The organism is Acidovorax temperans (assembly GCF_028596105.1).
In the GTDB taxonomy this organism is placed as follows: Bacteria; Pseudomonadota; Gammaproteobacteria; order Burkholderiales; family Burkholderiaceae_C; genus Acidovorax; species Acidovorax temperans.
In genome coordinates, this window is sequence record NZ_CP117193.1 from 792,230 (window position 1) to 818,823 (window position 26,594).

Consider the following 26,594-nt stretch of genomic DNA (forward strand, 5'->3'; position numbering starts at 1 on the left):
GTGGCGGCCATCCGTTGCTGAAACCATGGCCGCCACTGGCACCCCCTCGCGGGGATTCCTGCTTACTGATAGCCCTTCGGGAACGGATCGGGCTCGATCAGGTTGGGCGACTCGGCCACCACCTTGAAGGTGCCGTCCTTGTTGCCCATGGCGATGCGCGACTTGCTCCACAGGTGGTGGTTCTGGTGCACCTTGACATAGCCTTCGGGTGCGGTTTTGAGCTCGATGCCTGGCGAGGCGGCCACCACCTTGTCAACGTCGAAACTGCCCGCCTTCTCGACGGCGGCTTTCCACAGCCAGGGACCCAGGTAGCCTGCCTGCGTGACGTCGCCGATGACGGCGTCCTTGCCGTACTTGGCCTTGAAGGCTTCGACGAACTTCTTGTTGTTCTCGTTGTCCAGGGTCTGGAAGTACTTCATCGAGCTGTAGAAGCCGGCAAAGTTTTCGCCGCCCACGCCCGTCATCTCGTCTTCGGTGACCGACAGCGTCAGCAGGAACTGCTTGTCGCCAGTGATGCCGGCGGCCTTCAGCTGCTTGTAGAACGCCACGTTGGAGCCGCCCACCACGGCTGCGAAGATGCAGTCCGGCTTGGCCACCTTGATCTTGTTGATCAGTGAGTTGAAGTTGGTGTTGCCCAGCGGGTAGTACTCCTCGCCAACCACCTTGCCCAGTTTGGCCACGCTCTCGATGTGCTTGCGCGCGATCTTCATCGAGGTACGCGGCCAGATGTAGTCCGAGCCCACCAGGAAGAAGGTCTTGGCCTTCTTCTCCTTCGCGCCCCAGTCCAGGCCGTAGATGATCTGCTGCGTGGCTTCCTGGCCGGTGTAGATCACGTTCTTGCTCTGCTCCAGGCCTTCGTAGAAGGTCGGGTAGTAGAGCAGGCCGTTTTCCTTCTCGAAGATCGGCAGCACGGCCTTGCGCGAGGCGCTGGTCCAGCAGCCGAAGACTGCGGCCACGTGGTCGTTGACCAGCAGCTTCTTCGATTTTTCGGCGAAGGTCGGCCAGTCGGAAGCGCCGTCTTCCTTGATGACGCGGATCTTGCGGCCCAGGATGCCGCCCATGGCGTTAATCTGGTCAATGGCCAGCTGTTCGGCCTGGATCGAGCCGGTTTCAGAGATGGCCATGGTGCCGGAAGACGAGTGCAACTGGCCCACCACCACTTCGGTGTCGGTCACGGCAAGCTTGGTCGTGTTGACCTTGGCGGTAGGGAACTGCTGGGCCATGGCTATGCCGGGCAGACCGACCACGGACATGGCGCCCATGGCCTGGAGAAGGCGGCGGCGCTGCAGGTCGGCGGCAGCAGACGGGTGGAGCAGGGACGGATCGGTCTGGTCTTTCATGGGGCACTCCTGAAGAGAAGAGTTGGGAACCAAGAACACCTGCGGGAGGTGCTGGGCGACACGGCGTCACCACGGCCTTGAGATTAGGGACAACCCTTTCCACGGCCCATACGTCAATTGACGTACGCGGGCTGCGCACATCGCTGAGTACGGTTCTTGCGTATGCACTGGTATTGACAGCGCATGCACCAAAAAAGCGCACGCATGAACAACGCACCACAAAAGATCTTTCGCATCCGCCGCGACTACAACTCCTGGGTAGCCAACGAGACGTTGGAGGACTACGCGCTGCGCTACACGCCCCAGAGTGCACGGAAATGGAGCGAGCTGCGCGTGGCCAACACCGCCCTTGGCGGCGTGTCCTTTCTGGCGCTGGAGGCCATCGGCGGCGCCATCGCGCTGAACTACGGCTTTTCCAACGCGCTCTGGGCCATCCTGGTCATGGGGCTGGTCACCTTCCTCACGGGTCTGCCCATCGCCGTCTATGCGGCACGTTACGGGCTGGACATGGACCTGCTCACGCGCGGCGCTGGCTTCGGCTACCTGGGCTCTACCGTCACCTCGCTCATCTACGCCAGCTTCACCTTCATCTTCTTCGCCCTGGAGGCGGCCATCATGGCGCTGGCGCTGCAGCTGGTGCTGGACTGGCCGCTGGTGTGGTGCTACGTGCTGTCCTCGCTGGTCATCATCCCCATGGTGCTGCACGGAATCACGTTCATCTCCCGCCTGCAGACCTGGACCCAGCCGCTGTGGGTGGTGCTGTTGCTGTGGCCCTTCGCATGGTTCGCGCTGGCCCAGCCCGATTTCTACGTGCAGTTCACCGGCCTGTCCGGCCTGACCTCGGGCAGCAGCGACTTTGAGCCGCTGATGTTCGGCGCCGCCGCTGCGGTGACCTTCGCGCTCGTGCTGCAGATCGGCGAGCAGGTGGACTACCTGCGCTTCATGCCTGCGCGCACCCCGGCCAACCGCTGGCGCTGGTGGGGCGCAGTGCTCGTGGCAGGCCCGGGCTGGATCTTGCCGGGCATGCTCAAGATGCTGGGCGGGGCTTTTCTGGCCTTCGTCGCGCTGCAGTACGGCACATCGCCGCTGCACGCGGCCGAACCCACGCAGATGTACCTGGTGGGCTACCTGCGCTCGCTGAGCGACCCCACGGCTGCGCTGCTGCTCACGGTGCTGTTCGTGGTGATCTCGCAGGTCAAGATCAACGTCACCAACGCCTATGCCGGCTCACTGGCATGGAGCAACTTCTTCGCGCGGCTCACGCGCAGCCACCCGGGCCGGGTGGTCTGGCTGGTGTTCAACGTCATCATCGCCATGCTGCTCATGACGCTGGGCGTCTTCGGCGCGCTCGAGCGCGTGCTGGGCCTGTACGCCAACGTGGCCATCGCCTGGGTGGGCGCGCTGGTCGCGGACCTGGTCATCAGCAAGCCGCTGGGCCTGAGTCCCAAGGGCGTGGAGTTCCGCCGCGCTTACCTCTACGACATCAACCCCGTGGGCCTGGGTGCGATGGGACTGGCCGTGGTGCTCGCGGTCGTGGCCCACTTTGGCTGGCTGGGCGAATACGCGGCCGCCTTCGCGCCCTTCATCGCGCTCTTCACCGCCATGGTCACGGCGCCGCTGCTGGCCTGGGCCACCCGGGGACGCTACTACCTTGCGCGCCGCGATCCTTCGCCCTGGCAGGTCGGTGAACTCGTGCGCTGCAGCGTCTGCGAAAATCCGTTTGAGAGCACCGACATGGCCGCCTGCCCGGCCTACGGTGCGCCGATCTGCTCGCTGTGCTGTTCGCTCGAATCACGCTGCCATGATCGCTGCAAGACCCAGGCGCGCGCGGCTGACCAGGTGCGCGCCGCGCTCGCAGCCATCCTGCCCCCCAGCCTGAACAACCGCTTCAACTTCCGCGTCGGCCAGTACTTCACGGTCTTCCTCTCCCTTTGCGCCGTCATGGCCTTTGTGCTGGGTGTGGTCTACATGCAGGAGAGCCTGACCGCGCCGCCCGACGCGTTGCGTGGCCCCTTTGTCAAGGTGTTTTCGCTGCTTGCTTTACTGGCCGCAGTGTGGGCCTGGTGGCTGGTGCTGGCCAACGAAAGCCGGCGCATGGCGCACGACGAATCTGAGCGACAGACCCAGTTGCTGCAAAAGGAAATCGACGCCCACCAGCGCACCGACGCCGCGCTGCAAAGCGCCAAGGAGGTGGCCGAGAACGCGAGTCAGGCCAAGACGCGCTACGTGGCCGGTATGACGCACGAGCTGCGCACGCCCCTCAACAGCATCCTGGGCTATTCGCAAATCCTGCTGCGCAGCGGCGAGCTTCAGGGCAGCGCGCGCGAGGCCGTCACGACCATCCAGCAAAGCGGCCAGCACATGCACGCACTGATCGACGGCCTGCTGGACCTGGCCCGCATCGAGGCAGGCCGCCTGAGGCTGGACCCAGCGCCGCTGCCCTTCCAGGAATTCCTCTCCGAACTGGCGCGCATGGTGCAACCCCAGGCCGAGGGCAAGGGCCTCGCGTTCCGCCTCGAAACCCAGGGCCGCGTACCCGCTTGGGTGCAGGCCGACGCCAAGCGCCTGCGCCAGATCCTCATCAACCTGCTGGGCAACGCCGTGCGCTTCACCAACCGGGGTGCTGTCGTGCTGCGCGTGGACTGCCGACACGAAGTGGTGCGCTTCGAGGTGGAAGACACTGGCATCGGCATCGCACCGCAAGACCAGGAGCGCATCTTCCAGCCCTTCGAGCGCGGCAGCGCCGGACGGCGTGCCAGCGAAGCGGGAACCGGCCTGGGCCTGACCATTACCAGTCTGCTCACCAGCCTCATGGGCGGTGAGCTCACACTGCGCAGCGCCGTGGGCCAGGGCAGCACCTTCAGCGTGCGCCTGTATTTGCGCGAGATCAAGGCTCCGGTCGCACGCACCCTGCGCCACCTGCGTCCCATCGTCGGCTACCTCGACCCTCGCCGCACCTTGCTCGTGGTGGACGACCAGCCCATCCAGCGGCAGCTGCTGGCCAGCCTGCTGCTGCCGCTGGGCTTCATCATGCGCGAGGCAGCCAGCGGCCGCGAATGCCTGGAGATCTTGCAGCAGCACCGGCTCGATGCGGTACTGCTCGACATCAACATGGACGACCTCAACGGCTGGCAGACCGCGCAACTCATCCGCAGCAATGTTGGGCCTGACTTGCCGATCATCTTCGTCTCGGCTGACCCGTTCGAGAACCGACCCGAGCTGCTGGAAGCCGTTGGCTGCCAGGGTTTCGTGAGCAAGCCAGTGATCGAGTCCGAGCTGCTGGACCTGCTGGCGCGGGTCCTGCAGCTGGAGTGGGTGCACGAGAGCAACCTGCCGCACACCCCTGAAGTCCCATCGGTGAAGCGGGAGTCGGCAGACAAGTTGCCGCTGCCAGATGAACTGCGCCACCGTCTGATCGGCCTGGCTCGCATGGGCAACGCCAGTGGCTTGCGTGGCCTGCTGCGCAGCAGTGCCGAGCAGGAGCCGGCGATTGCGGAAGTGCTGCAAAGCCTGACGGTGCACGTGGACCGTTTTGATTTCTCTGCCCTGATCGAACGCCTGAAAGAAACCGAAGATGAAAGCTGAACCCGTCATGCCGCCTGCAGTCTCCAGCGTCGTGCTGGTGGTGGACGACGCGCCCGACACCCTGCGCATGCTTTGCGATGCGCTGGCAATCGAAGGCTACACCGTGCTGGTGGCGCGCGACGCCATCGAGGCGCTGGAACGTTTCGAGATGGCCGTGCCCGACGCAGTGCTGCTTGACGCCATCATGCCGGGCGAGAACGGTTTTGCTCTGTGCCGCCGCCTCAAGTCCGAACCCTCCTGGGCCCACGTACCGGTGATCTTCATGACTGGCTTGGCCGAGACTGAACAAATCGTTGAAGGGTTTGCCAGTGGCGGAGTGGACTATGTGGTCAAGCCGCTGAAGATTCCCGAGGTGCTCGCACGCTTGGCCACGCATCTGCGCAATGCGCATGTCAGCCGACTGGCTCGCGAGGCGGTGGATGTGGCCGGACTCGGTGTAGTGTTGCTCGACAGCCAGGGGCGCATCGCCTGGCGTTCGCCGCAGGCCATGCACTGGCTGGAAGAAGCGCTGGGCCCGCAGGACGACGCGACGCCGCTAAAGGGCTGGCTGCAGGCTGCCATCACGCAGGGCGAGACGCTAACCCCGCTGCCCAACGGCAGCCAGTTGCAGGCCCAATACCTAGGGCAGACCGGCCCGGGCGAGACCATGATCCTGTTGCGCCAGGGCGGTCCCGCAGTGAATGCAGCACACAAACGCCTGAGTGATGCAGTCCTCACACCGCGTGAGACTGAGGTGCTCTCCTGGCTCGCCAAGGGCAAGACCAATCGCGACATCGCCGACATCCTCGGCATGAGCCCGCGCACGGTGAACAAACACCTGGAGCACATCTTCGAGAAGCTCGGGGTGGAAACGCGAACGGCGGCAGCAGCGATCGCGAGCAGCCTGCTGCAGGACGCCTGAGCCGGGGAGTCCAGAGCTCCATCGGTCGCATCGTGCCGCTACAAGCTCAGGTTGCCCAGACCCTAGGTGCCACAGCGTCCATCTGCCATAGTGCCTGGCGCCACGCTGCACGGGCCGGGCGCAACAGTTCCAGTACCGGTTCAACCAGCGGTGCCAGTACCCGCAGCACCAGCACCTGTGGATGCGGGCTGGTAGCGCCGGCGCTGAGCCGCAAGGGATGCGCGTCGATCACCCGGCGCACAGCGTCGAGCGCGACGTCGCGGCGCTGGCGCTCGATGGGCGTACCTGCTATGAAGAAAAGCGTGGCCAGGCAGCGCTGGCCGGCCAGGCCCAGCGGGCTATTGAGCAGCCGAAGGTCGTCGGCCGCGATGCGGCCCTGCTCCAGCCAGACGCCCGGCACCTCCAGATGCTGCGTGAAGCAGCCCTCCGCAAAAGGCTGGTCTGCCGCGGGCAGGCCTAGCGCGGTGATATCCCAGCCCAGCAGTTCGGCACCTGGGGCAAGATCAAACACCGCACAGTTCTCAGCTTGGCATTGGTTATAGGCCAGGGCCTCCAGCGGCAGCCACTCCAGCCGTGCGCCAGCCTCCAGCCGGGCGTGCACGCGCTGACGGGCCGGCTCGCCCAACGAGCGGTAGAAACGGGTGGCGCCGGGTGTGGTGACGAGACCGTGCGCGCCGGGCGCCACCGAAACCTGGGTCTCCACCGTGTCGCCCCCCACCAGACCGCCCGGCGGATGGACCAGTACGTTGTGGCAAACGGTGTCGCCCTCGGGGTAGAGGCTCCGCAGCACGCGCAGCGGCCCGTCATGGCGATAGCGGGCAACGGTGCGCGCCGATTCCAAGCTGTAGTGCAGCTCCAAGCAGGCGCGCCAGCTCATGGGTATCGGGACGCCACGTTGGACGGGTACCGGATAAGTCTTAGGTGGGCGTGATAGGTCGGCATTTGGAAGACCATGCAAGTTTTGCGCCTAACTTGAGATGTGGCCGTTGTGCGCCCGGCTGGCACCGCGAGTGGCTCACTTGGGTGACAGCAGGATCTCTGTAAAAAGGAGCCAGCTCCTAGTACCCGCGTCATCATCCCTGCTTCAACATCGATGAGACATCGCTGGCGCAATGCGCAGCATTGATGGAGCTGCACTCTGTTCGAAGTCTCGAGCTTGCGTCATTGAAGCAGTCGCCCAAAGTTAATGTTCAGCCTTTGGGATAACAGAAGCGTTTCCATCCCAGTCTGCCAGCCCAAGTATCAACGGCGGGCGGAGCCCTTCATAATTACGAGTTGCCTTCGCTTGTTTGAGATGCCTATCTTTCATCATGGATAAATTCTTGCTGCGGCAGCAAGTGCTGGAGCGACTAGCCGAGGACCTGCTGGAGGTTGAAGAGGCAGTGCGAGTGGCCCATGAGGCGGCGACCCACGAAGAAAACATCGCCGAGAACAAATACGACACGTTGGGGCTCGAAGCCGCTTACCTTGCGACCGAGCCAAGCTCGACGCGCAGAAGCCATCCGCCATGCGATGGCCCATTGGCGCCAGTTCCATCCGCGCCCCTATGACGCCAATCAAGGCATACAAATCGGTGCGCTGGTTTGCTTGGTCGATGCAAACGATAAGCAGCAGCTGCAGCTTTTTCTCGGTCCGGAAGGCGGCAGTATGAAGTTGGTGAGCGGGGCTCACCTCGTTCAGGTCATTAGTAGCGAAGCACCTTTGGGCAAGGCCATGCTGGGTAAATGCGAAGGTGATGAGGTCTCGATACAGGTCTCTCCCCACCAACAGCAGTTTGAGGTGCTACGGGTTCACTGAGCCGAAAGGCTGTTTCGCACTGTAGGAGTCTTGACGGTTCAGGCAGACCGTGCAGTCCGCAAGCGGAACTTGCTGTTGGAAGCATTCCGCTAACGAACGCTATTTGCTGCGCTGTCGCTATTAGGCAGCAACAAGGTGTCGCTGGTGAGTTCACGAATCTAGCGTGTCCGCGCTCTGGCAGAGCAGGACGCAGGGGCGCATGGATGCGAGCTCGCTGTTGATGAGGTTATTTGGTGCGAACCATTGGAGTTTCTCAGAATGATTGATTGGGTTCCGGTAGCTTTCCTGACGTTCAAGGTTCTTATCTTTGGCGCCTGCATGTTTTTTGCCATCAAGTGGCATTACGACCAGGGCAAGAAGGTGATGGATAGGCGCGCCCTGATACGCAGGGGTAGCAAGTTTTTCGCCATCTTCATACTGGCGCTTGTGTGTGTTGGCCTTAACGTTCGGCCTTTCCTGGAAGCTTGGTATGGATTTGCGGCTCCCCTGACGGAAAAATATGGTCGGTTGGTATCCAGTCCTGAGACGGGCCCTCAATCAGGCAGATGCGGATCGGCGATGCCAGGTCGTTTTGAGGCCCCAACGCTGGAGCATGAAAAAATGGATCGACGCGCATGGCTGATCGGGTCGGGTTTGTGTGTTCTGGGGCGTACCGCCTTTGGAGCGCCATCGGCGCCGTCTCTTGCCATGATGGCGCGTGAGGGCGGTGTACTGCTGATTCGCCACACCAGTACCGAGCCGGGGGTGGGCGATCCGCCAGGCTTTACCTTGGGTCAATGCAGTTCACAGCGCAATTTGTCCGAAGCCGGCCGGGCTGAGGCTGTGGACATCGGTGCCTGGTTTAGGCAGCATGGGTTGGAGCCCCGGGCGGTGTTGAGCAGCCAGTGGTGCCGTTGCCAAGACACAGCCCGGCTGGCCTTTGGCCGTCATGAAGACTGGCTCGCACTGAACTCCACTTTTGCTATACAAGACCAGCAAGCGCCGCAGCTCCAGATGCTGCGCAGGCGTCTACGGCAGTTCCCCTCGGGCTCGCTGGAGGTGTGGGTCACGCACCAAGTGACCATGATCGGTCTGACGGGGGCCTACCCTGCCATGGGAGAGGGCTTCCTCGTGGACGCGGGGGGTACGCTGCAGGCTCGCGGGCTGATGCGGTCTGGCAGCTGAAGATGTTGAAGGCCTGCTTCTGAATGGCTTCGATTTTTTGTAATGCCCGTTGCGCAGCCAGTACTCCTGGCCGTCAAATGCTTTGGTCGGGCGTCTATGCATGGGGCTCTAGGGTTGTCCCCCTTTTGCTGACTGCACAGCTCTGCTAGTCTGTACACCTCGCACGAACCGGGAGAGACCGCGCATGTCGCGGCGCCGAAGGAGCAACCGCCCCGGAAACTCTCAGGCAAAAGGACCGGTTCGCTGCAACAACTCTGAAGAGTGTTTTGGCCTCGTCCGCCGAAACCGCCGCAGGAGCAAGCCCACTACGCACGCGTTGCTGGGTGAATCTCTCAGGCTCCAAACAGAGGGGGCGCCTGCCGTGCATGGTGTGCTGCAGGCCTCGTCTTCCCTCGACGTTTGGAGTATTTCCATGAAGAGTCTTGCCGTTATCGGCGGTGGTATCACTGGCGTTACCACTGCCTACGCCCTTGCCCGCCGCGGCTTCACCGTCACCTTGCTGGAGCGGCACCGCTATGCCGCGATGGAAACATCGTTTGCCAATGGTGGCCAGCTTTCTGCCTCCAATGCCGAAACCTGGACGCATCCCTCAACCCTGGTCAAAGGCTTGAAGTGGATGCTGCGCAGTGATGCGCCGTTGCTGGTCAACCCACGGCCCAGCTGGCACAAGATCTCTTGGTTCGCCGAGTTCATCGCCAGCATTCCGCGCTACGAAGCCAACACCGTCGAGACAGCCCGACTGGCCATCGCCGCGCGCGAGCACTTGTTCGTCTGGGCTGAGGCCGAGGGTATTGCGTTTGACCACCGGCGCGAAGGCATCTTGCACATCTACCGCGACCGCAAGGGCTTTGAGCACGCTGGACGCGTCTCGAAACTGCTGGCCGCCGGAGGTCTGGAGCGCCGGGCCGTGACGCCGCAGGAGATGTCGGCCATCGAGCCCACGCTGGCGGGTAGCTACTACGGCGGCTACTACACCGAGAGTGATTCCACCGGTGACATTCATCGGTTCACACAGGGCTTGGCGCAGGCTTGTGAGCGCCTGGGCGTGAACTGCCTGTACGGCCAGGACGTGCTGTCGGTGCGCAGCAACGGCAGCGAAGCCCGTATCGAACTGAAAGGGCCCGAGGGCGTCACAGAGCAGAGCTATGACGGCGTCGTGGTTTGTGCCGGTGTTGGCAGCCGTGCTTTGGCCAGCCAACTGGGCGACCGGGTGAATGTGTACCCCGTCAAGGGCTATTCCATCACCGTGAATTTGCTGGATGAGGCCAGCCGCCGAGCTGCACCCACGGTCAGCCTGCTGGACGACGAGACCAAGCTGGTGACCAGCCGTTTGGGTGAAGACCGCTTCAGGGTGGCAGGCACCGCCGAGTTCAATGGCGTCAACCGCGACATCCGCGCTGATCGCATCCGGCCGTTGGTGGACTGGGTGCAGCAGTGCTTCCCTGGAGTGTCTACCCGGCAGGTCGTGCCTTGGGCTGGTTTGCGTCCGATGATGCCTGACATGCATGCCGAAGGTAGGCCGTGGCCGCCAGGCCAACGTTTTCTACAACACCGGCCATGGACACTTGGGATGGACCCTCAGCGCTGCGACTGCAGACCTGCTGGGGGAACTGGTTGCAGGCGCTGCCGCGCCGTCCAGTGTGCGCTTGCCGGTGACCGCTGCGGCGGCCTGAGGCGGCCCCTTCTTCGGAGGTTGGAGGCCCGATGGGCTATTGGCTAGCTGGCAGAGTTGTCCCAGGATTCGCCAGCTCGCTTTGCCGAGCTTGACTTTCTTCAGGGCGGGGATGACCTTGCCCCTGTTTCGTGTATTTCTTAACCCACGATTCACGCGGCCTTTTTACGCTGTGCCTCGTACCAGCGTTGTTCGTACTGCATCGGGCTGAGGTAGCCCAGCGAGGAATGCAACCTGCGGTGATTGTAGAAGGCCATCCAGTCCATCACGCCCTGCCTGGCTTGCTCACGGGTAGCGAATTTGCACCCATGTACGCTGGCTGTTTTCAGCCGCCCCCAGAAGCTTTCCGTCGGTGCGTTGTCCCAGCAGTTGCCCTTCCTGCTCATCGATGAACGCATGCCCCAGTCCTTCAGTGCGCCCTGGACCTCGTGGCTGCAATACTGGCTGCCCCGGCCGCTATGGAATATCAGACCGGGTTGTGGCCGGCGACGCCACCACGCCATGGTCAGCGCGTCCTTGACCAGGCTGGCCTGCATGTGCGACTGCAGGCTCCAGCCCACCACCTGGCGGCTAAACAGGTCGATGACGGCGGCCAGATACAGCCAGCCTTCGTCGGTTTGGATGTAGGTGATGTCGCCACTCCAGAGCTGGTTGGGAGCTTCAGGGTTGAAGCGCCGCTGCAGCAGGTCAGGTGCCACCGGCAGGCTGTGGCGGCTGTCGGTGGTGACCACGAACTTGCGCTTCGTTTTGGCCTTGATGCCATGCTGCTGCATGAGCTTGCGAACCCGGTCTTTGCCCACCCGGATGCCTCGGGCCACAAGCTCCTTGTGCATGCGTGGCCAGCCGTATTTGCCCTTGACCTCGGCGTGGATGGCACGGATGTGCGCCAGCAGGGCTTCATCGCTGTGGAGTCGGCCATGACCATCCTCTCGCCGGCGCAGTCCGTTGAAGTACCCGCTGGCGCTGACCTCCAGCACCCCGCAGGACACGCTCACCGGGTAACGGTACTTCATTTGGTCAATCCAGGCGTACCTCGCAGCGTGTCCTGCGCGAAGTACGCCGCGGCTTTTTTTGCGATGTCGCGCTCCATGCGAAGGCGAGCATTCTCGGCGCGCAGCCGGGCAATCTCCATCTGCTCGGGCGAGACTTTGGTCGCCTTGTCGGCGCTGCCAACGTCGTCCAGCTCTCCCTTGGATGACAGTCGCACCCAGTTGCCCAGACTGGCCTTGGGAATGCCCAGCACCTTGGCCACCACCGCAATCGCCTGGCCAGCTCGCACCTGCCGAACAGCCTCCAGTTTGAACTCCCGCGTGTACTGCGCACGCACTTGCTTGTCACTCGTTGCTCAACTCCTTGTCGGTATTTTCAACAAGGGTCAAGAACTCCACTTTTCAGGGGCAACCTCACATGAGACTTGCCTAGGCTGCCGGGCAATAAAAAACCGCCAATGTGGCTAGGCATTGGCGGTTGCATATCGCTAGCAATGCGGCAGAGATTTATTTGCCTGCCTTCTCTGCCTTGCGCTTGGCTGCTTTCGGGTCCACCACGGCCTTGAACTTCGCACCTGCGACAAACTTAGGCACTGTGGTTGCCGGAATCTTCAGGGCGGCGCCAGTGGAAGGATTCTTGCCTGTGCGTGCTGCACGCTTCGCAGATTTGAAAGTACCAAATCCCACGAGTTGGACAGCATCGCCCTTCTTGACTGCAGTCTGAATGGTGTCGATCAGCGTTTCCAGTACGGCATTGGCGGCTGCCTTGGACAGGTCGTTCTTGGAGGCGAGGATTTCAACGAGTTCTGCGCGGTTCATAGATGCTCTGTGATTTAAAAGTGTTGAGATGCAGGTTTATAGCTCAATCTGTGTAACTTGCGTTGATGTGATCGGTTCGCTCACCCAGTCTCAGAAGACTCTTCATGCCGATCAGGTACCAACTTCTGCGATGCAAGCCGCCACAGCAAGTCTGTCTGAATCTGTTCAGTTGAAGTTCAAGCCCCCAAGGGTGCGCCACGTCAACAGTTTCATCGACTCTTCACCTCAGGAGAGGCTGCACGACCCTAGTTCGCATAGAAGTCATTGCTTGGATTTTTCTCTGGCTTCGGATGAGGCGGGGTTCAGTGTCTCGGGCAAAGTCGCTCTCTTTTGAGCCTCGGGAGAACTCGGTAAATAAAGGGGCCCGCGCTGCCCGCATCCGACCAAGGCTGCCGCACTGCCAGCAAGGACAAGCGCACTCACTAGAATTTGGGCTACTTTCAACATATGCAAATTGTAATGACTGATCTTGAATTCATGGATCTTGCAGAGAAGCTCCTGCTTGCGGTAGAGCGTAACTGCGATGACATCAATGCGGCCTCTGATGCCGATATTGATAACCAGCGATCCGGAGGAATGATCACTTTGACCTTTCCCAACCGAACCCAAATCGTGATCAATCTGCAAAAACCTCTTCACGAGATCTGGATGGCTGCTAGATCGGGCGGATACCACTATCGATATGACGGGTCTTCTTGGCAAGACACCAAAGGCGAGGGTGAATTTTTCGCTTGCTTGAGCCGAGCTGCCTCACTTCAGACCGGGATCCCTTTGACATTCGCGGCATGAGACAGCAGGGCAGGGTTGCCCCAATCCACATCGTGCTCCAGCGAATATCAATTGAACTGGACGGCGTGTTGATGCACCGACCTAGTTTTTGAAAAGCTCCAAAATACGGTTGCGCTCTTCTGCCGCCGGCTGCTGTGGCGGCGCTGCAAGAGGTGTCGTGGAAGATCCTTTGTCTTCCAAGCCCAGGCTAGGTACGCCGCTGCGTGCATATTCTTCATAGAACCAATCACCCCCAACGTTCACCACACCCGCAGGCACCTTAGGCTCAGTGACTGGCACGCCTTTGAGTGCTCTGTCCATGAAACTGATCCACACGGGTAAGCTCAGCCCCCCTCCAGTTTCGCGACTGCCCAGGTTTCGCGGTGTGTCGTATCCGATCCAGGTGACCGCCGCCACAGTGGGCTGGTACCCCGCAAACCAAGCGTCCACAGAGTCATTGGTAGTGCCTGTTTTGCCTGCCAGATCTGTACGTTTGAGCGTTGCCTGTGCTCTGGCGGCAGTTCCAGAGCGGGTCACCTCTTGCAGCAGGCTGTTCATCACAAATGCATTTCGTGCATCAATAGCCCGATTCGTCTCGTCGAGTGTCGGAGGTGTGGTTTCCGAGATAACTCGGCCTTTGTGATCTGTGACTTTAGTGATCAGCCATGGGTGCACGCGATAGCCGCCGTTAGCAAATACCGAATAAGCCGCAGCCATCTGCATAGGCGTGACCGAACCTGCGCCCAGTGCCATGGTCAGATAGGCTGGGTGCTTCTCGGCATCAAATCCAAAACGTGATACCCATTCCTGGGCCGTTTTCGGACCCACTGACTGAAGAATCCGGATGGAAATCATATTTTTAGATTTGGCCAAGCCCGTCCGCATGGTCATTGGCCCGTCATATTTGCCATCGTAGTTTTTTGGCTCCCAGGGTTGGCCTCCTGTCGTGCCGGCATCAAAAAACAGCGGGGCATCGTTGATCACCGTGGCAGGAGTAAAGCCTTTCTCCAAGGCTGCCGAATAGATGAAGGGTTTGAAACTCGACCCTGGCTGTCTCCAGGCTTGAGCGGCGTGATTGAACTTGTTTTTATCGAAGTCGAACCCCCCCACTAGAGCTTTGATGGCTCCTGAACGAGGGTCCAAGGCGACAAACGCCCCCTCGACTTCTGGCAGCTGTGTAATCTCCCAGTTCTTTGCTCCTTTTGAGATTCGTATGACAGCACCCCGACGGATTTTGATATTAGGGGCTGCTTTGTCGCTCAAGCCAGACTGCACCGGCTTCAGTCCATCGCCCGTGACCTCAATGACATCCCCGTTGGCACGTGCGACCACAACTTTTTTTGCAGTGGCTTCAAGCACCACAGCAGCAAGCACATCGCCGTTATCGGGGTGGCTGGCCAGAGCTTCGTCAATCGCATCTTCTACTTCTGGCCCCTCTCCTGATGGGAGTGCTACGAATTTCTCCGGCCCCCTGTAATGTTGCCGACGCTCGTAATCCATGATCCCACGCCGCAGAGCGGTATAGGCGGCTTCTTGGTCCCCAGCGTTGAGCGTGGTGTACACGTTAAGACCGCGTGTGTAGGCTTCGTTGCCATACTGAGCAAAGATAAGTTGCCGGGCCATCTCTGCCACGTACTCCGCGTGCACTCGCGTATTGCTCAACCCTGACCGGATTTTCAGTTCTTCCTTTTTCGCTTCAATGGCTTCCTGTTCTGTGATGAAGCCGTTCTCCTCCATGCGTTCAATGATGTACAACTGACGCGACCGGGCACGCTTAGGATTGTTGATGGGGTTGTAAGCTGAAGGGGCCTTGGGAAGGCCTGCCAGCATAGCCGCCTCCGCGATGGAGATAGATTGGAGAGGTTTGCCAAAATATGCTTCAGATGCTGCTGCGAAACCATATGCACGGTTACCAAGAAAAATCTGATTCATATATATTTCAAGAATCTGATCTTTCGTGAGCAAGTGCTCAAGCTTGAATGTGAGTAATATTTCGTAAATTTTGCGAGTAAATGTTTTTTCTGAAGATAGGTAAACATTTCTGGCAACTTGCATGGTAATCGTAGATGCGCCTTGGCTTTTGACCCTGCCAACGTTTGCCAGCCCCGCACGCACGATCCCTTTGTAGTCCACACCGCCGTGTTGGAAGAAGCGGGTGTCTTCGATGGCCAAAACTGCATCCTTCATCACCTGTGGGATGTCCTGGATCGGAGTCAAATTTCGCCTCTCTTCGCCAAACTCGCCAAGCAAGGCTCCTTCAGAAGAGAAGACGCGCAGTGGCAGCTTGGGGCGGTAGTCGGCCAAGTCCGATACGTCTGGAAGATTGGGGTAAGCGACCGCGAGAGCGATGAACACAGTCAGCGCTAAACCGACCGCCGATGCGGCCGCTAGGCCTAAGCCCCAGGTCAAAAGTTTGAGAAGAGTGCTTGCCCATTTGCGGCTGGCGCTGGACTTCGGGGTAGTTTGTGGGGCTGTGTCAAAGGGGCGGGAGGGCATATCGCTGCTCAAAACTGTTCAGAGCATTATAAAAATGCTGACAAAAATTATGCCGAGTTGAGGTAATGGGGCCCGAATGCCGTTGAAAACGGCAGAGTGGTCATGTAACTCACAGGAGACGCAAAAAACCGTCTTGTTTTGGCAACGTTGGATGGCTCGTAAGCAGGCAAAATTCTTTGCCGGAGAACTATCTTACTGATAGCATTCAAGTGAATTGTTAAGTTTTGTTGCGTTATTTATACAAATTACAGGGGGCCAATCTTGATCTCAATGGGATCTTTGTTCAGTCGTCAGGCTGCACCTCTGCTGGGTATCGACATCAGTTCGTCCAGCGTCAAGCTGGTCGAGTTGGGGAAGGACAAGGCGGGAGGCCTCGTTCTTGAACGTTGCGCTATCGAGCCCTTGGAGCGTGGCTGGATAACGGATGGCAACATCGAAAAATTCGATGAAGTTGCTGAAGCAGTGCGCCGCGTTGTCAAAAAAAGTGGCACTCGCACAAAGAACGTAGCGCTTGCCCTCCCTTCATCAGCCGTGATCACTAAGCGTATCACCTTGCCTGGGGGGATGACCGAGCAAGAACTTGAAGTGCAGGTGGAGTCAGAGGCAAATCAATATATTCCTTTCTCGCTGGATGAAGTGAGCTTGGATTTTTGCGTGATTGGTCCCAGCAAAAATTCTCCTGACGACATTGATGTGCTGATTGCAGCTTCTCGACGTGAGAAAGTTCAGGATCGACAAGGTTTGGCGGAGGCTGCAGGCCTTAAGCCTATCGTTGTTGACATTGAGTCCAATGCATCCCGCTTGGCTGCCGGGCGACTTATAGAAGCCTTGCCGGGGAAAGGCTCAAATGCCATAGTGGCCCTTTTCGAGGTGGGTGCTTTGACCACGAGCATGCAGGTGATTTCTAACGACGAGGTGCTGTACGACCGAGATCAGGCATTCGGTGGTGCCCAACTTACACAACTCATCGTCCGGCAATATGGGTTCTCCGTGGAGGAGGCTGAGACCAAGAAGCGAAACGGTGATCTGCCTGAGGACTACCAGTCCGCGGTTCTCCGCCCCTTTGTCGATAGTATGGCTCAAGAAATCGTAAGGGCTCTTCAGTTCTTTTTCACCAGTACCCCGCACAACCGTGTGGATCACATCATGCTGGCCGGAGGCTCTGCCCCTTTGCCGGGATTGACTGAGGCCGTGACTCAGCAATCTGGTTTCCCATGTAGCTCCCTGAATCCTTTTGACGGTATGGAGATTGGAAGCGGCGTGCGATTGAAGAAGATGGTGCGTGAAGCGCCTTCATATCTCACATCGTGTGGATTGGCTATGCGGAGGTTTTTGCGGTGATTTTGATTAATTTACTTCCTCACCGAGAGGTTGCCAGAAAGCGCCGCCGAGAAGCATTCCAGGCATCCTTGTTTGCCTCTTTCTTGGTAGGGTTAATCATAGCGGGTGTGATTTACTGGTGGCTGCAAATGCTGATAGCAGATCAGCAGGGGAGAAACCAGTTTTTGAGTCGGGAAATTGCTGTTTTGGAAGGGCAGATAAAGGAAATAGCCACTATCGAGGAAGAAATATCAGCGCTCATTTCTCGGCAAAAAGCTGTTGAAAATCTTCAGGCAGATAGAAATATGCCAGTTCATTTGCTGAATGAGCTGGTGCGTCAGTTGCCTGATGGGGTGTATGTATCGAATTTTAAGCAAAGCAACAATACTGTCATGATGCAGGGGGTGGCGCAGTCGAACGAGAGAGTTTCTGAGCTTCTAAGAAACCTTTCGAATAACACGCCATGGATTTCTAAGCCGGAGTTACTTGAAATTACCGCTGCGAATGTTTCTGTTGGCCCTAAAGATCAACGCCGTGTAGCTAGCTTTAAGATGCAATTCACCCTTATGCGTCCAAGTGAAGTTGCAAAAGCTTCAAGTGCTTTATCCACAAAAACTGGTGCGGCAGGGGAAAAGCAACCATGACCAGTAAAAAATCATCTTCGCGACTCAACCTAGAGGATCTGCAGATATATCTGCAGCGTCAATTCGGTGGGCTGGATGCAAAGGATCCGTCACTTTGGCCTGTTTTGCCGCGCGTTTTGTTGTATGTTGCTACCGCCTTGATCGTGGCAGTGGTTCTGTGGTTTGTGGTCTTGCAAGATTATGTGGCAGAGCTGGAGGCTGAGCGAGGCACAGAGGTGTCACTTCGTGCTGATTATCAGAAAAAACTCTTAAAAGCTGTTAGCTTGGATGCTTTGAAAAAGCAGCGTGAGCAGGTGCAGCAGTATGTTCTTCAGTTAGAGAAACAATTGCCCAGCAAGGCGGAAATGGCTGCTTTGCTCTCTGATATCAATCAAGCAGGTCTTGGGCGCAGTTTGCAGTTTGAGCTTTTCAGGCCTGGGCAGTTAGTGGTTAGAGACTATTACGCAGAATTGCCTATTGCGTTAAAAGTAACTGGCAAGTATCACGACATTGGCTCTTTTGCTGCTGATGTGGCACATCTTTCTCGCATTGTCACTCTGAATGATCTATCGATTTCTGGAAATGCCAAAGACACCAATGTGCTAGTTTTGGAGGGGACGGCTCGAACTTTTAGGTACTTAGATGGGGAAGAAATTCAGGCTCAACGAAAAGCTGGTTCCACTAAACCGGGAGCTTCCAAGTGATTGCGCCTAAATTAGTACTTATACCTCTGATTGCAGGGATGCTTTCTGCATGTGTTTCCTCTGGTGAAGATGATTTGCAGCAGTGGATGGCAAATGAGAGGGCGCAAACTAAACCTCGTGTGACTCCTATATCGGAGCCGAAAAAATTCGAACCTCAGGCGTACGTTGTGGCGTCTGAAGTGGATCCGTTTAACAGTTTGAAATTGGTTCAGGCGTTGAAACGGGACTCTTCCCAAACAGGTGCGAATGCTTCGCTCATAGCGCCGGAGCAAATCAGGCGGAAGCAGCCTTTGGAGGCGTATCCATTGGATACCATGGCAATGGTGGGAAGTCTCACCAAAGCTGGCAAGCCGACTGCTTTGTTAAAGGTTGATAATCTTCTATATCAAGTTCAAGTCGGTGATTATCTTGGGCAGAATTACGGTCGTGTAGTGAAAATAACTGAATCTGCAATTCAGTTGAGGGAAATTGTCCAGGACTCCACTGGGGATTGGACCGAGAAAATGACTTCACTCGATTTGCAAGAGGGTGCAAAAAAATGATCCTGAAAAATAATTTATTCATCAAGAATATCCAACGAGGGACTTTGGCCTTCTGTGCTGTCGCCGTTCCGTTCTTTGCAATTGCAGATCAGTCCATACGATCAGTGACTGGCTCCGTTCAGGGGGGGGCAGAGGTGCTCCGTGTAGAACTCGCCGAGCCTTTGTCTGCCTTGCCAACCGGCTTCTCCACGCAATCCCCTGCTCGCATTGCGTTGGATTTCCCTGGAGCCACGAACGGCTCCGGGCGGAGCGTGGTGGAAATTAATCAAGGCAATCTTAGGTCTGCAAACGTGGTGGAGGCAGGTGGGCGATCACGAATCGTTCTGAACCTTAAACAGCCCACATCGTACAAGGCAGAGTTGCAGGGCAACTCGTTGCTGATCATGTTAGATGCGGTGAGTTCTTCGTCTCCGAATCAGGTGCAGACCCCTGTAAAGTTTTCGGATAGCTATAACAACAATACTCTTGCAATCAAAGATATTGATTTTCGTCGTGGCGCTGATGGCTCTGGACGAGTGATCGTGGAGCTGCCTAACAATCAGATAGGTGTTGATCTTCAGCAGCAGGGTAAAGGACTGGCGGTTGAGTTTCTTCGGTCTAGCTTGCCCGAGGGCTTGCGTCGCCGGTTGGATGTGGGTGACTTTGGTACCCCCATTCAAACGGTGACCACTACTCAGCAGGGCGATAAAGTTCGGATGTTGGTTGAGCCAGTCGGTGAGTGGGAGCATAGTGCTTACCAAAGCGATAATCAGTTTGTTATTGAGGTTCGTCAGAAAAAAATCGATCTTTCAAAGCTGACTTCTGGCCCAAGCTATAGCGGAGAAAAATTGTCTTTGAACTTCCAGAACATTGAAGTTCGCTCACTTTTGCAAGTTATTGCAGACTTTACCAATTTCAATATCGTCACATCAGATACGGTAACTGGGGCGCTTACCCTTCGTTTAAAAGACGTTCCGTGGGACCAGGCTTTGCAAATCATCATGGATGCCAAGGGTCTCGGGATGCGAAAAACGGGCAGCGTGCTGTGGATCGCTCCTAAAGACGAGATAGATGATCGTACGAGGAAGGATTATCAGGCTGCTCAAGCAATTCAGAAATTGGAGCCTTTGCGGACTCAGGCATTTCAGTTGAATTATGCCAAAGCCGCTGATATGGTTAACCAACTCACCACTTCTAGCGGCTCCACCGCTGGTAGTAGTTCAAACAGGTTTCTCTCTGAGAGAGGGAGTGCGATTTCTGAACCTCGAACTAATCAAATTTTTGTCACGGATACGCCAGCAAAGCTGGAAGAGGTTCGCCAGCTTTTGAATACCTTGGATGTCGCCGTACGTCAGGTTGTAATTGAGGCTCGGATTGTTGAGGCTCGTGACACATTTGGTCGCTCTCTCGGTGTGAAGCTTGGAGGCGGAGATCTTCGCGCTCAGCGCGGTGGAGATGGCGGGTACGGCATTGGTGGGAACAATCGCATAGCATTTGGCACCAGCTACCAAAACGCAACCACTTCTACGGGTTATGGTTCTACTTTTGACACCTCGGGTACATTTGTCAATTTGCCAGCGTCATTGTCTGGCACAGAAAGTTTTGGATCTTTTGCTCTTTCCATTTTCAACTCAGCAGCTAACAGATTTTTGACGCTTGAACTCTCTGCCATGGAGGCGGAAGGGCAAGGTAAAATTGTTTCTAGCCCAAGATTGATCACTGCGGATCAAACAAAAGCTCTGATCGAGCAAGGGACTGAGTATCCCTATTCGGTTACCGCACCTAACGGAGCCACTACTATTGCTTTCAAGAAAGCTGTTTTGAAGCTCGAAGTCACACCTCAAATAACGCCAGAAGGTAATATTATCTTAGACTTGGATGTTAATAAGGACAGCCGAGGTGAAACGACAACCCAAGGTGTTGCGATTGATACAAAACATATTAAAACTCAGGTTTTGATTGAAAATGGTGGCACGGTTGTTATTGGTGGTATTTTTGAGATGGAAGAGTCAAATCAGGAAAATAAAATTCCTGTTTTGGGGGATGTGCCGGTGGTGGGCAATTTGTTCAAGAGCCGGACAAAAGAGTCTTCGAAACGTGAAATGTTGGTTTTTATTACGCCGAAGGTCATTACTGACCGTGGTCCAGTGCGGTAAATAGATTAATTGTTGGGGAAAAAATGAGAAATCTTTTCAGGATATTGACCGTGCCATTGGTGGCCGTTTTGGTGGCATGCGGTGGTGGGGGTGGTGACCCTGGCACTTCCGGCAGTGGTGGTGGCACAGGTGGTACTGCGAACAATGGGACTGTGACCGTTCAGGCGTACAGCCGTGTCACTGGCGCGGACGTGGCGGTGAATAACTTCGCGTCCTCCGATCCCACGGTGCGCGCCAGGGCGACCGTCAAAGACCCATCGGGCAATGCCATATCGAATGTCATCGTTACTTTTTCTGAAAGTGGTCCCGGCTTGCTGGCATTCATGCCGGGATCGGCGACGGCCCTCACCAATAGTGCTGGCGTTGCTGAGATCGATTTGAAGGCTGCAACCGTGACGTCGCAGGGGGCAACACAGCTTGTCGCAACGACCGCCGTGACCAGCAAAACGGGCACGGAAGTCTCTTTGGTTGGTAGGCAAAACGTGGCTATTTCTGGCGGTGTGGTACAAAATCCACAGGCAGCTGCCTCGGCCATCAATTTCACCAACGTCGCTCCCAGCGACAAATCCATCGTGATTGCAGGTGCTGGCGGTAACGGACGCTCTGAAGTAGCCCTGCTGACTTTTACCGTGGTGGACTCTAGTGGCTCACCGCTCCAGGACGTCGTGGTGGATTTCACCGCGGTGCCGGCTGACAGCGTGACCCTGAATGCCTCGTCTGGCACGACCAACGCTTCCGGTCAGGTCATTGCGACGGTGAACTCGAAGTCTTCGCCGACCTCGGTCATCATCAAGGCAGCGGTTCGTGACCGTAGCAGCATCAGCACGCAGTCCGACACGTTGACGGTCACAACCGGTGTGGCTACTCCGAGTGGTTTTGACCTTTCTGCCTCAAAGTTTAATTTGGACTACGATCTTTCCGGCGATTCGTCTAAGTTGACTGTGAGGATTGTTGATGCCAACGGTAATCCGGTCGCAGACGGCGTGCCCGTGGTTGCGCAAGCAGATTTTGGCGCTGTCGGAACATCCGGACGCGGTGGTTGCACTACCGTTAACGGTGTTTGCAGCGTGGACTACACGGTGCAGAACCCGCGCCCGACAGACGGTGAGCCCGTGACCGTTGTGTTCTCTACGCAGACGGGGCAGGGAACATTAATCAGCGATTCGATGCAGCTGTGGGTGACCTCGGTTGGTTGGCTTAACCTCTATGAAAAGGCACTTTCTGATATCGGGATTTCATATGCGGCACTTCCACCAAGTGAGGCCCTCCAGCTGTCATTGGCCGACAAAGCAACTTGTAAGTATGAAAGCGTGAGCTTGTTCCTGGGTACTGATAAAAAGTTTGCTGCGCCGACTGGCACTACTATCGCAGTGACTTCACTGAAGGAGCTTGCTACCCCGTCGGTAATAGCTGGCTCACCAACGCTGGATCGGTCCAGTGGTCGTACAGAAGTGCGATTGTCAGCCGGTGGTAAAGCGGGTAGCCCTGGCGGTAAAGACACTTGGATCTTCACGTTTACTGGAGGGCCTAGCAAGACCGTGCAAACCGTGCGATTGGATGTAGCTGCACCTAGTTGTCAGTAAGGTATAACGGTGTCTGGTATCCAACAAAAGTTTCCGCTTCCGCATTGGTTTATCTGACCTCTTTAGTTGAAATGATCCCCGCTAGCCGGGGATTATTTTTTGATGAATAAATTTCGCATGAAGCCGTTCGTATTTTTCAATGCCGAGAATGTGCGCATCCAGCTGGATGACCGTAGCTACGACATCCAAATCGGTCAAAATCTGCTGCAGGGTCTGAGCGGTGATGGGGCAGTGCCAGCAGGCACGGCTGCTTTGGTTGTGACTAACGAAACGGTGCAGCCCCTTTACGGTTCAAGGTTGGTCGTGGCACTGAAGCAACGCTATCCAGTCGTGCACACGGTGACGCTGCCAGACGGCGAAGAGCACAAAAACTGGCAAACCCTGAACCTGATCTTCGACGCCCTGCTGCAGCACGGCTGCGACCGCAAGACCGTGTTGTTCGCCCTGGGCGGCGGCGTGGTCGGTGACATGACGGGCTTCGCCGCTGCCAGCTATATGCGCGGTGTGCCGTTTGTGCAGGTGCCGACCACGCTGCTGGCGCAGGTCGATTCGTCGGTGGGCGGCAAAACGGCCATCAACCACCCGCTGGGCAAGAACATGATTGGCGCGTTCTACCAGCCGCAGCTGGTGGTGTGTGACTTGGCCACGCTCGATACGTTGCCTGCGCGCGAGCTTTCTGCCGGCCTGGCTGAGGTCATCAAATACGGGCCGATTGCCGACATGGACTTCATGGGCTGGCTGGAAGAGCACATGGATTCGCTTTTGGCGCGCGACCGCACGGCGCTGGCGCATGCGGTGCGGCGCAGCTGCGAGATCAAGGCCTGGGTGGTGGGGCAGGACGAGCGCGAGGCCGGACTTCGCGCCATTTTGAATTTTGGTCACACCTTTGGCCACGCCATAGAGGCCGGCATGGGTTATGGCGCCTGGCTACATGGTGAGGGTGTGGGTGCAGGCATGGTGATGGCGGCCGAGCTGTCGCACCGGCTGGGCTTGGTAGATGATGCGTTTGTGGCGCGCTTGAAGGTGCTGGTGCAGCGTGCCGGACTGCCCCTGCGTGGCGCGGTGCTGGATGCTGCCGACAATGCTGGTCGCTATCTGGAACTGATGCGCGTGGACAAGAAGGCGGAGGCGGGCGAAATCCGTTTTGTGCTGATTGACGGGCCGGGCCGGGCCTGCGTGCGTGCCGCGCCCGATGCGCTGGTGCGTGAAGTGATTGATGCCTGTTGCGCTTGATTGCTATTAATTTGATAGCTTCTAGCGCTTATCTGATAAGCGCTAGAGGTCGTTTTAATGCGAAGCCATGAATCTTGCCCCGTTTGCCTGTCATCCTGCCAACAGCAAAGGGCGCCTGCACCCTGAGGTGGCCGCTCCGACCCGCACGGACTACCAGAGGGATCGCGACCGCATCGTTCACTCCACCGCGTTCCGGCGCCTTGTCTACAAGACGCAGGTGTTCCTGAACCATGAAGGTGACCTTTTTCGTACGCGGTTGACGCATTCCCTGGAGGTTGCCCAGCTGGGGCGTTCCATTGCCCGGGCGCTTCAGATCAATGAGGATTTGGTGGAGGCCATCTCGCTGGCGCATGATTTGGGGCATACCCCGTTTGGTCATGCGGGGCAGGATGCGCTCAACGAATGCATGAAGCCTTTTGGTGGGTTTGAGCACAACCTGCAGAGTTTGCGGGTGGTCGATAGCCTGGAAGAGAGATACCCCGCCTACGATGGCCTCAATCTCACGTTTGAAACCCGGGAGGGCATCCTCAAGCATTGCTCTTTGCAAAATGCGCAGCGCCTGGAAGGGCAAGAGCCGAATGGCGTGGGATGGCGGTTTTTGCACAAGCAGCAACCGAGCCTGGAAGCCCAGCTGTGCAACTTGGCTGACGAAATTGCCTACAACGCGCACGATATTGACGATGGTGTGCGCTCGGGGCTTTTGACTTTGGATCAGCTGGACGATGTGCCGCTGTTTGCGCGCTTTCGTGACGAAGCGACCACAGAACATCCGCATTTGCTGGGCCAAGGCATGCAGCGCCGCTGTTTGCATGAATCCATCCGTCGAATGCTCAGCGCGCAGGTTTACGATGTGATAGATGCGACGCGTGAGGCGATCAATGAATACCGGCCGACCGACGTGGAGTCGGTGCGTGCATTGCCGGTTCTGGTGCGTTTCAGTCCATTGATGCGTGAGCAGTCTCTAGAGCTCAAGCGGTTTTTGTTCCGTTCCCTGTACCGTCACCCCCAGGTGATGGAGATGACGGGAAATGCGAAGCGGATTGTGCGAGATTTGTTTGCCATTTACGTGCACAGTCCGGCTGAGATGAAGCCAGCCTTCGCATGGAAGGCGCAGCAGGGTGACGACACGGTGCGCGCAGTGACAGTGGCTGACTTCATCGCCGGAATGACAGACAGGTTCGCCATCCGCGAACACGAGCGTCTGTCGGGTGAGCGTTTGATGGCTTGATGGAGCGTAGCCGAGCGGTCAAGGCGGCCCGGCGCCTACAATTTGCGCCTTCGCGTGTCGCGACCCCTCACCCTGCGTGCCTGATGCCATCTTCCCCACATTCCTCTTTGACCGAAACCAGCCCTTTACCCAACGGCATCCGTGAAGACGTGGTGCTGCAAGACACCGTGCGATGGCTGGAGCGCGCGGTCATCGGCCTCAATCTATGCCCGTTTGCCAAAGGCGTGCACGTCAAAGGGCAGGTGCATTACGTGGTCAGCCCGGCGGCAGGGTCGCAGGCGTTGCTGGGCGATTTGCGACGCGAGCTCTTGGCGCTGAACGCGATCTCTGCCGAAGAGCGCGATACGACATTGCTGATCGCGCCTGCGTGCATGCAAGACTTCCTGGATTTCAATGACTTCACCGCGTTGGCCGATGATTTGATTGAAGAACTGGAGCTTGACGGCATCTTGCAGGTGGCTTTTTTCCACCCCCAGTTCCAGTTTGCTGGCACGCAGGCAGACGACGTTTCCAATTGCACCAACCGCACGCCGTATCCCACCTTGCATTTGTTGCGTGAAGAAAGCATCGACCGTGCTGTAGCGGTTTTCCCCGAGGCTGATGCCATTTTTGAGAGAAACATTGAAGTGCTGGAAGGCCTGGGGCCGCAGGGGTGGGCGGACCTGGATGTAGGGCCCAGGTGCCCTATGCATGCGCAGCCTTCAGTGAACGGCCAGGGGGAACATGCATGAATGCTCCACGCCAAGCGAACCGTCAGGGAATGAAAACGGGAAAGCCGACCTCTCATGTAACGGCGAAGGAGCGCGGCGCTGATGCTGCGGTGATGCAGGAACTGCGTCCTGGTCAATCCATTGAGCTGCTGCAGGAACTGCACATCCTGACCAGAGAAGGAAAGCTGAACCAGGACTCTCGCCGCAAGCTCAAGCAGGTGTACCACCTGTTCAATTTCATTGAGCCTTTGCTGCAAGACTTCTCGGCGGAGGGGCGCAGCCCTACGCTGGCGGACCATGGAGCGGGCAAGTCGTACCTGGGGTTCATTCTGTACGACCTGTACTTCAAGGCGCTGGGTCGTGGTCATATCTATGGCATTGAAACGCGCGCCGAACTGGTCGAGCGATCACGGTTATTGGCGGCGCGCCTAGGTTTTGGCCGCATGTCATTTCTCAATCTATCGGTGGCCGAGTCGATGGATGCGGCCGAGTTGCCCGCCCAGATTGATGTGGTCACTGCCTTGCATGCCTGCGATACCGCGACCGATGACGCCATTGCCTTCGGCCTTCAGAAGCAGGCCAGGGCCATGGTGCTGGTGCCTTGCTGCCAGGCTGAAATGGCGGCCTGCTTGCGGCGTGACAAAGCTTTGCAGCTGGGGCGCACACCGCTGGCCGAGTTGTGGCGCCACCCACTGCACACCCGGGAGTTGGGCAGTCAGGTGACCAACGTGTTGCGCTGCCTCTATCTGGAGGCGCAGGGTTACCAAGTCACGGTGACCGAGCTGGTGGGGTGGGAGCACAGCATGAAGAACGAGCTGATCATTGCGCGCTACACCGGCCAGAAAAAGCGCAGCGCGGCCGAGCGCCTGCGCGCGATCCTGCAGGAGTTCGGGCTGGAGCAGTCGCTGGCGGCGCGCTTTGGGGTGGCCACAGACGCGGAGTGAGCTGCCGCGGAGCGGCCGTCCGGACCGTCCCGCCTCTGACG

At 57.8% G+C, this 26,594-nt stretch carries 21 protein-coding genes, 2 pseudogenes and 1 riboswitch; of the genes and pseudogenes, 17 read left to right on the forward strand and 6 right to left on the reverse strand.

What is annotated here, in order from left to right; all coding sequences use genetic code 11:
- Positions 1-62 precede the first annotated feature (62 nt).
- Positions 63-1,340, reverse strand: coding sequence for an urea ABC transporter substrate-binding protein (gene urtA / locus PQV96_RS03730; protein WP_066698459.1), 1,278 nt, complete (start codon positions 1,338-1,340; stop codon positions 63-65).
- 204 nt (positions 1,341-1,544) lie between these two features.
- Between urtA and PQV96_RS03735 the strand changes: the two genes are divergently transcribed.
- Both PQV96_RS03735 and PQV96_RS03740 read left to right on the forward strand, forming a co-directional pair.
- The gene (locus PQV96_RS03735; protein ID WP_273624655.1) at positions 1,545-4,925 is read left to right on the forward strand and encodes a hybrid sensor histidine kinase/response regulator; all 3,381 of its coding nucleotides are present in this window, start codon (positions 1,545-1,547) and stop codon (positions 4,923-4,925) included.
- Positions 4,915-5,826, forward strand: a complete 912-nt coding sequence (locus PQV96_RS03740) for a response regulator transcription factor (protein ID WP_273624656.1) — start codon at positions 4,915-4,917, stop codon at positions 5,824-5,826. Before PQV96_RS03735 ends, PQV96_RS03740 begins: the two co-directional genes overlap by 11 nt.
- 46 nt (positions 5,827-5,872) lie before the next feature.
- On the opposite strand, the gene PQV96_RS03745 is transcribed toward PQV96_RS03740, so the two are convergent.
- Positions 5,873-6,703: an urease accessory protein UreD gene (locus PQV96_RS03745; protein ID WP_273624658.1), complete on the reverse strand. Its 831-nt coding sequence runs from the start codon at positions 6,701-6,703 to the stop codon at positions 5,873-5,875.
- Positions 6,704-7,136: 433 nt separating this feature from the next.
- Here PQV96_RS03745 and PQV96_RS03750 point away from each other — a divergent pair.
- The 4 genes and pseudogenes from PQV96_RS03750 to PQV96_RS03765 all read left to right on the forward strand — a co-directional run bounded on the left by PQV96_RS03750 (position 7,137) and on the right by PQV96_RS03765 (position 10,507).
- Positions 7,137-7,623: pseudogene (locus PQV96_RS03750) on the forward strand (GreA/GreB family elongation factor).
- 258 nt (positions 7,624-7,881) lie between these two features.
- Positions 7,882-8,113 (forward strand): annotated as a pseudogene (locus PQV96_RS03755) (hypothetical protein).
- A gap of 110 nt (positions 8,114-8,223) precedes the next feature.
- Entirely contained in the window at positions 8,224-8,787 is a 564-nt protein-coding gene (locus PQV96_RS03760) for a histidine phosphatase family protein (protein WP_273624660.1), read from the forward strand.
- A 159-nt stretch (positions 8,788-8,946) separates the two neighbouring features.
- Positions 8,947-9,035, forward strand: a riboswitch (glycine riboswitch).
- Positions 9,036-9,199: 164 nt separating this feature from the next.
- On the forward strand, positions 9,200-10,507 hold the full coding sequence (locus PQV96_RS03765) for a D-amino acid dehydrogenase (protein WP_420482182.1): 1,308 nt from the start codon (positions 9,200-9,202) through the stop codon (positions 10,505-10,507).
- Between the two features lie 104 nt (positions 10,508-10,611).
- Here PQV96_RS03765 and PQV96_RS03770 read toward each other — a convergent pair.
- The 3 genes from PQV96_RS03770 to lptM form a co-directional block, all read right to left on the reverse strand.
- Positions 10,612-11,786, reverse strand: a protein-coding gene (locus PQV96_RS03770; protein ID WP_273624661.1) for an IS3 family transposase whose coding sequence is annotated in 2 segments (ribosomal slippage) — positions 10,612-11,534 and positions 11,534-11,786 — 1,176 coding nt in all. Because the reading frame shifts where the segments join, the coding sequence is not laid out codon by codon here.
- A 169-nt stretch (positions 11,787-11,955) separates the two neighbouring features.
- Positions 11,956-12,267, reverse strand: coding sequence for an HU family DNA-binding protein (locus tag PQV96_RS03775; RefSeq protein ID WP_066698437.1), 312 nt, complete (start codon positions 12,265-12,267; stop codon positions 11,956-11,958).
- Between the two features lie 261 nt (positions 12,268-12,528).
- The gene (lptM, locus tag PQV96_RS03780; protein WP_207375413.1) at positions 12,529-12,714 is read right to left on the reverse strand and encodes an LPS translocon maturation chaperone LptM; all 186 of its coding nucleotides are present in this window, start codon (positions 12,712-12,714) and stop codon (positions 12,529-12,531) included.
- 12 nt (positions 12,715-12,726) lie between these two features.
- Between lptM and cyaY the strand changes: the two genes are divergently transcribed.
- Positions 12,727-13,056, forward strand: coding sequence for an iron donor protein CyaY (gene cyaY, locus PQV96_RS03785; RefSeq protein ID WP_207375412.1), 330 nt, complete (start codon positions 12,727-12,729; stop codon positions 13,054-13,056).
- Positions 13,057-13,137: 81 nt separating this feature from the next.
- Here cyaY and PQV96_RS03790 read toward each other — a convergent pair whose 3' ends face one another.
- Entirely contained in the window at positions 13,138-15,531 is a 2,394-nt protein-coding gene (locus tag PQV96_RS03790) for a penicillin-binding protein 1A (protein WP_273624662.1), read from the reverse strand.
- A gap of 261 nt (positions 15,532-15,792) precedes the next feature.
- On the opposite strand from PQV96_RS03790, the gene PQV96_RS03795 reads away from it, so the two are divergent.
- The 10 genes from PQV96_RS03795 to PQV96_RS03840 all read left to right on the forward strand — a co-directional run bounded on the left by PQV96_RS03795 (position 15,793) and on the right by PQV96_RS03840 (position 26,553).
- Complete coding sequence (locus tag PQV96_RS03795; RefSeq protein WP_273624663.1) at positions 15,793-16,872, forward strand: pilus assembly protein PilM; 1,080 nt, start codon at positions 15,793-15,795, stop codon at positions 16,870-16,872.
- The gene (locus tag PQV96_RS03800; protein ID WP_207375415.1) at positions 16,869-17,495 is read left to right on the forward strand and encodes a PilN domain-containing protein; all 627 of its coding nucleotides are present in this window, start codon (positions 16,869-16,871) and stop codon (positions 17,493-17,495) included. Before PQV96_RS03795 ends, PQV96_RS03800 begins: the two co-directional genes overlap by 4 nt.
- Positions 17,492-18,178, forward strand: a complete 687-nt coding sequence (locus PQV96_RS03805; protein WP_273624664.1) for a type IV pilus inner membrane component PilO — start codon at positions 17,492-17,494, stop codon at positions 18,176-18,178. The genes PQV96_RS03800 and PQV96_RS03805 overlap by 4 nt, the downstream gene beginning before the upstream one ends.
- Before the next feature lie 38 nt (positions 18,179-18,216).
- The gene (locus tag PQV96_RS03810) at positions 18,217-18,720 is read left to right on the forward strand and encodes a pilus assembly protein PilP (RefSeq protein WP_044397021.1); all 504 of its coding nucleotides are present in this window, start codon (positions 18,217-18,219) and stop codon (positions 18,718-18,720) included.
- On the forward strand, positions 18,717-20,855 hold the full coding sequence (locus PQV96_RS03815) for a type IV pilus secretin PilQ (RefSeq protein WP_273624665.1): 2,139 nt from the start codon (positions 18,717-18,719) through the stop codon (positions 20,853-20,855). Before PQV96_RS03810 ends, PQV96_RS03815 begins: the two co-directional genes overlap by 4 nt.
- Before the next feature lie 23 nt (positions 20,856-20,878).
- Positions 20,879-22,438 carry an Ig-like domain-containing protein gene (locus PQV96_RS03820; RefSeq protein ID WP_207375407.1) on the forward strand — a complete coding sequence of 520 codons (1,560 nt, stop codon included), beginning with the start codon at positions 20,879-20,881 and terminating at the stop codon, positions 22,436-22,438.
- 102 nt (positions 22,439-22,540) lie between these two features.
- On the forward strand, positions 22,541-23,671 hold the full coding sequence (aroB, locus tag PQV96_RS03825; protein ID WP_273624666.1) for a 3-dehydroquinate synthase: 1,131 nt from the start codon (positions 22,541-22,543) through the stop codon (positions 23,669-23,671).
- A 67-nt stretch (positions 23,672-23,738) separates the two neighbouring features.
- Positions 23,739-24,899 carry a deoxyguanosinetriphosphate triphosphohydrolase gene (locus PQV96_RS03830; RefSeq protein WP_273624667.1) on the forward strand — a complete coding sequence of 387 codons (1,161 nt, stop codon included), beginning with the start codon at positions 23,739-23,741 and terminating at the stop codon, positions 24,897-24,899.
- A 107-nt stretch (positions 24,900-25,006) separates the two neighbouring features.
- The gene (locus PQV96_RS03835; RefSeq protein WP_273624668.1) at positions 25,007-25,630 is read left to right on the forward strand and encodes a DUF1415 domain-containing protein; all 624 of its coding nucleotides are present in this window, start codon (positions 25,007-25,009) and stop codon (positions 25,628-25,630) included.
- A 29-nt stretch (positions 25,631-25,659) separates the two neighbouring features.
- Complete coding sequence (locus tag PQV96_RS03840) at positions 25,660-26,553, forward strand: class I SAM-dependent methyltransferase (RefSeq protein WP_420482183.1); 894 nt, start codon at positions 25,660-25,662, stop codon at positions 26,551-26,553.
- Positions 26,554-26,594 lie beyond the last annotated feature (41 nt).

Bases quoted from the DNA above. Each gene is read 5' to 3' on its own strand.
- PQV96_RS03805 (WP_273624664.1), top strand. From the start codon at position 17,492: ATGACCAGTAAAAAATCATCTTCGCGACTCAACCTAGAGGATCTGCAG.
- PQV96_RS03740 (WP_273624656.1), top strand. From the start codon at position 4,915: ATGAAAGCTGAACCCGTCATGCCGCCTGCAGTCTCCAGCGTCGTGCTG.
- PQV96_RS03790 (WP_273624662.1), bottom strand. From the start codon at position 15,531: ATGCCCTCCCGCCCCTTTGACACAGCCCCACAAACTACCCCGAAGTCC.
- PQV96_RS03830 (WP_273624667.1), top strand. From the start codon at position 23,739: ATGAATCTTGCCCCGTTTGCCTGTCATCCTGCCAACAGCAAAGGGCGC.
- PQV96_RS03810 (WP_044397021.1), top strand. From the start codon at position 18,217: ATGCTTTCTGCATGTGTTTCCTCTGGTGAAGATGATTTGCAGCAGTGG.
- lptM (WP_207375413.1), bottom strand. From the start codon at position 12,714: ATGTTGAAAGTAGCCCAAATTCTAGTGAGTGCGCTTGTCCTTGCTGGC.
- PQV96_RS03760 (WP_273624660.1), top strand. From the start codon at position 8,224: ATGGATCGACGCGCATGGCTGATCGGGTCGGGTTTGTGTGTTCTGGGG.
- urtA (WP_066698459.1), bottom strand. From the start codon at position 1,340: ATGAAAGACCAGACCGATCCGTCCCTGCTCCACCCGTCTGCTGCCGCC.
- PQV96_RS03815 (WP_273624665.1), top strand. From the start codon at position 18,717: ATGATCCTGAAAAATAATTTATTCATCAAGAATATCCAACGAGGGACT.
- PQV96_RS03765 (WP_420482182.1), top strand. From the start codon at position 9,200: ATGAAGAGTCTTGCCGTTATCGGCGGTGGTATCACTGGCGTTACCACT.
- PQV96_RS03840 (WP_420482183.1), top strand. From the start codon at position 25,660: ATGAAAACGGGAAAGCCGACCTCTCATGTAACGGCGAAGGAGCGCGGC.
- PQV96_RS03735 (WP_273624655.1), top strand. From the start codon at position 1,545: ATGAACAACGCACCACAAAAGATCTTTCGCATCCGCCGCGACTACAAC.
- PQV96_RS03820 (WP_207375407.1), top strand. From the start codon at position 20,879: ATGAGAAATCTTTTCAGGATATTGACCGTGCCATTGGTGGCCGTTTTG.
- PQV96_RS03745 (WP_273624658.1), bottom strand. From the start codon at position 6,703: ATGAGCTGGCGCGCCTGCTTGGAGCTGCACTACAGCTTGGAATCGGCG.
- PQV96_RS03775 (WP_066698437.1), bottom strand. From the start codon at position 12,267: ATGAACCGCGCAGAACTCGTTGAAATCCTCGCCTCCAAGAACGACCTG.
- cyaY (WP_207375412.1), top strand. From the start codon at position 12,727: ATGACTGATCTTGAATTCATGGATCTTGCAGAGAAGCTCCTGCTTGCG.
- aroB (WP_273624666.1), top strand. From the start codon at position 22,541: ATGAATAAATTTCGCATGAAGCCGTTCGTATTTTTCAATGCCGAGAAT.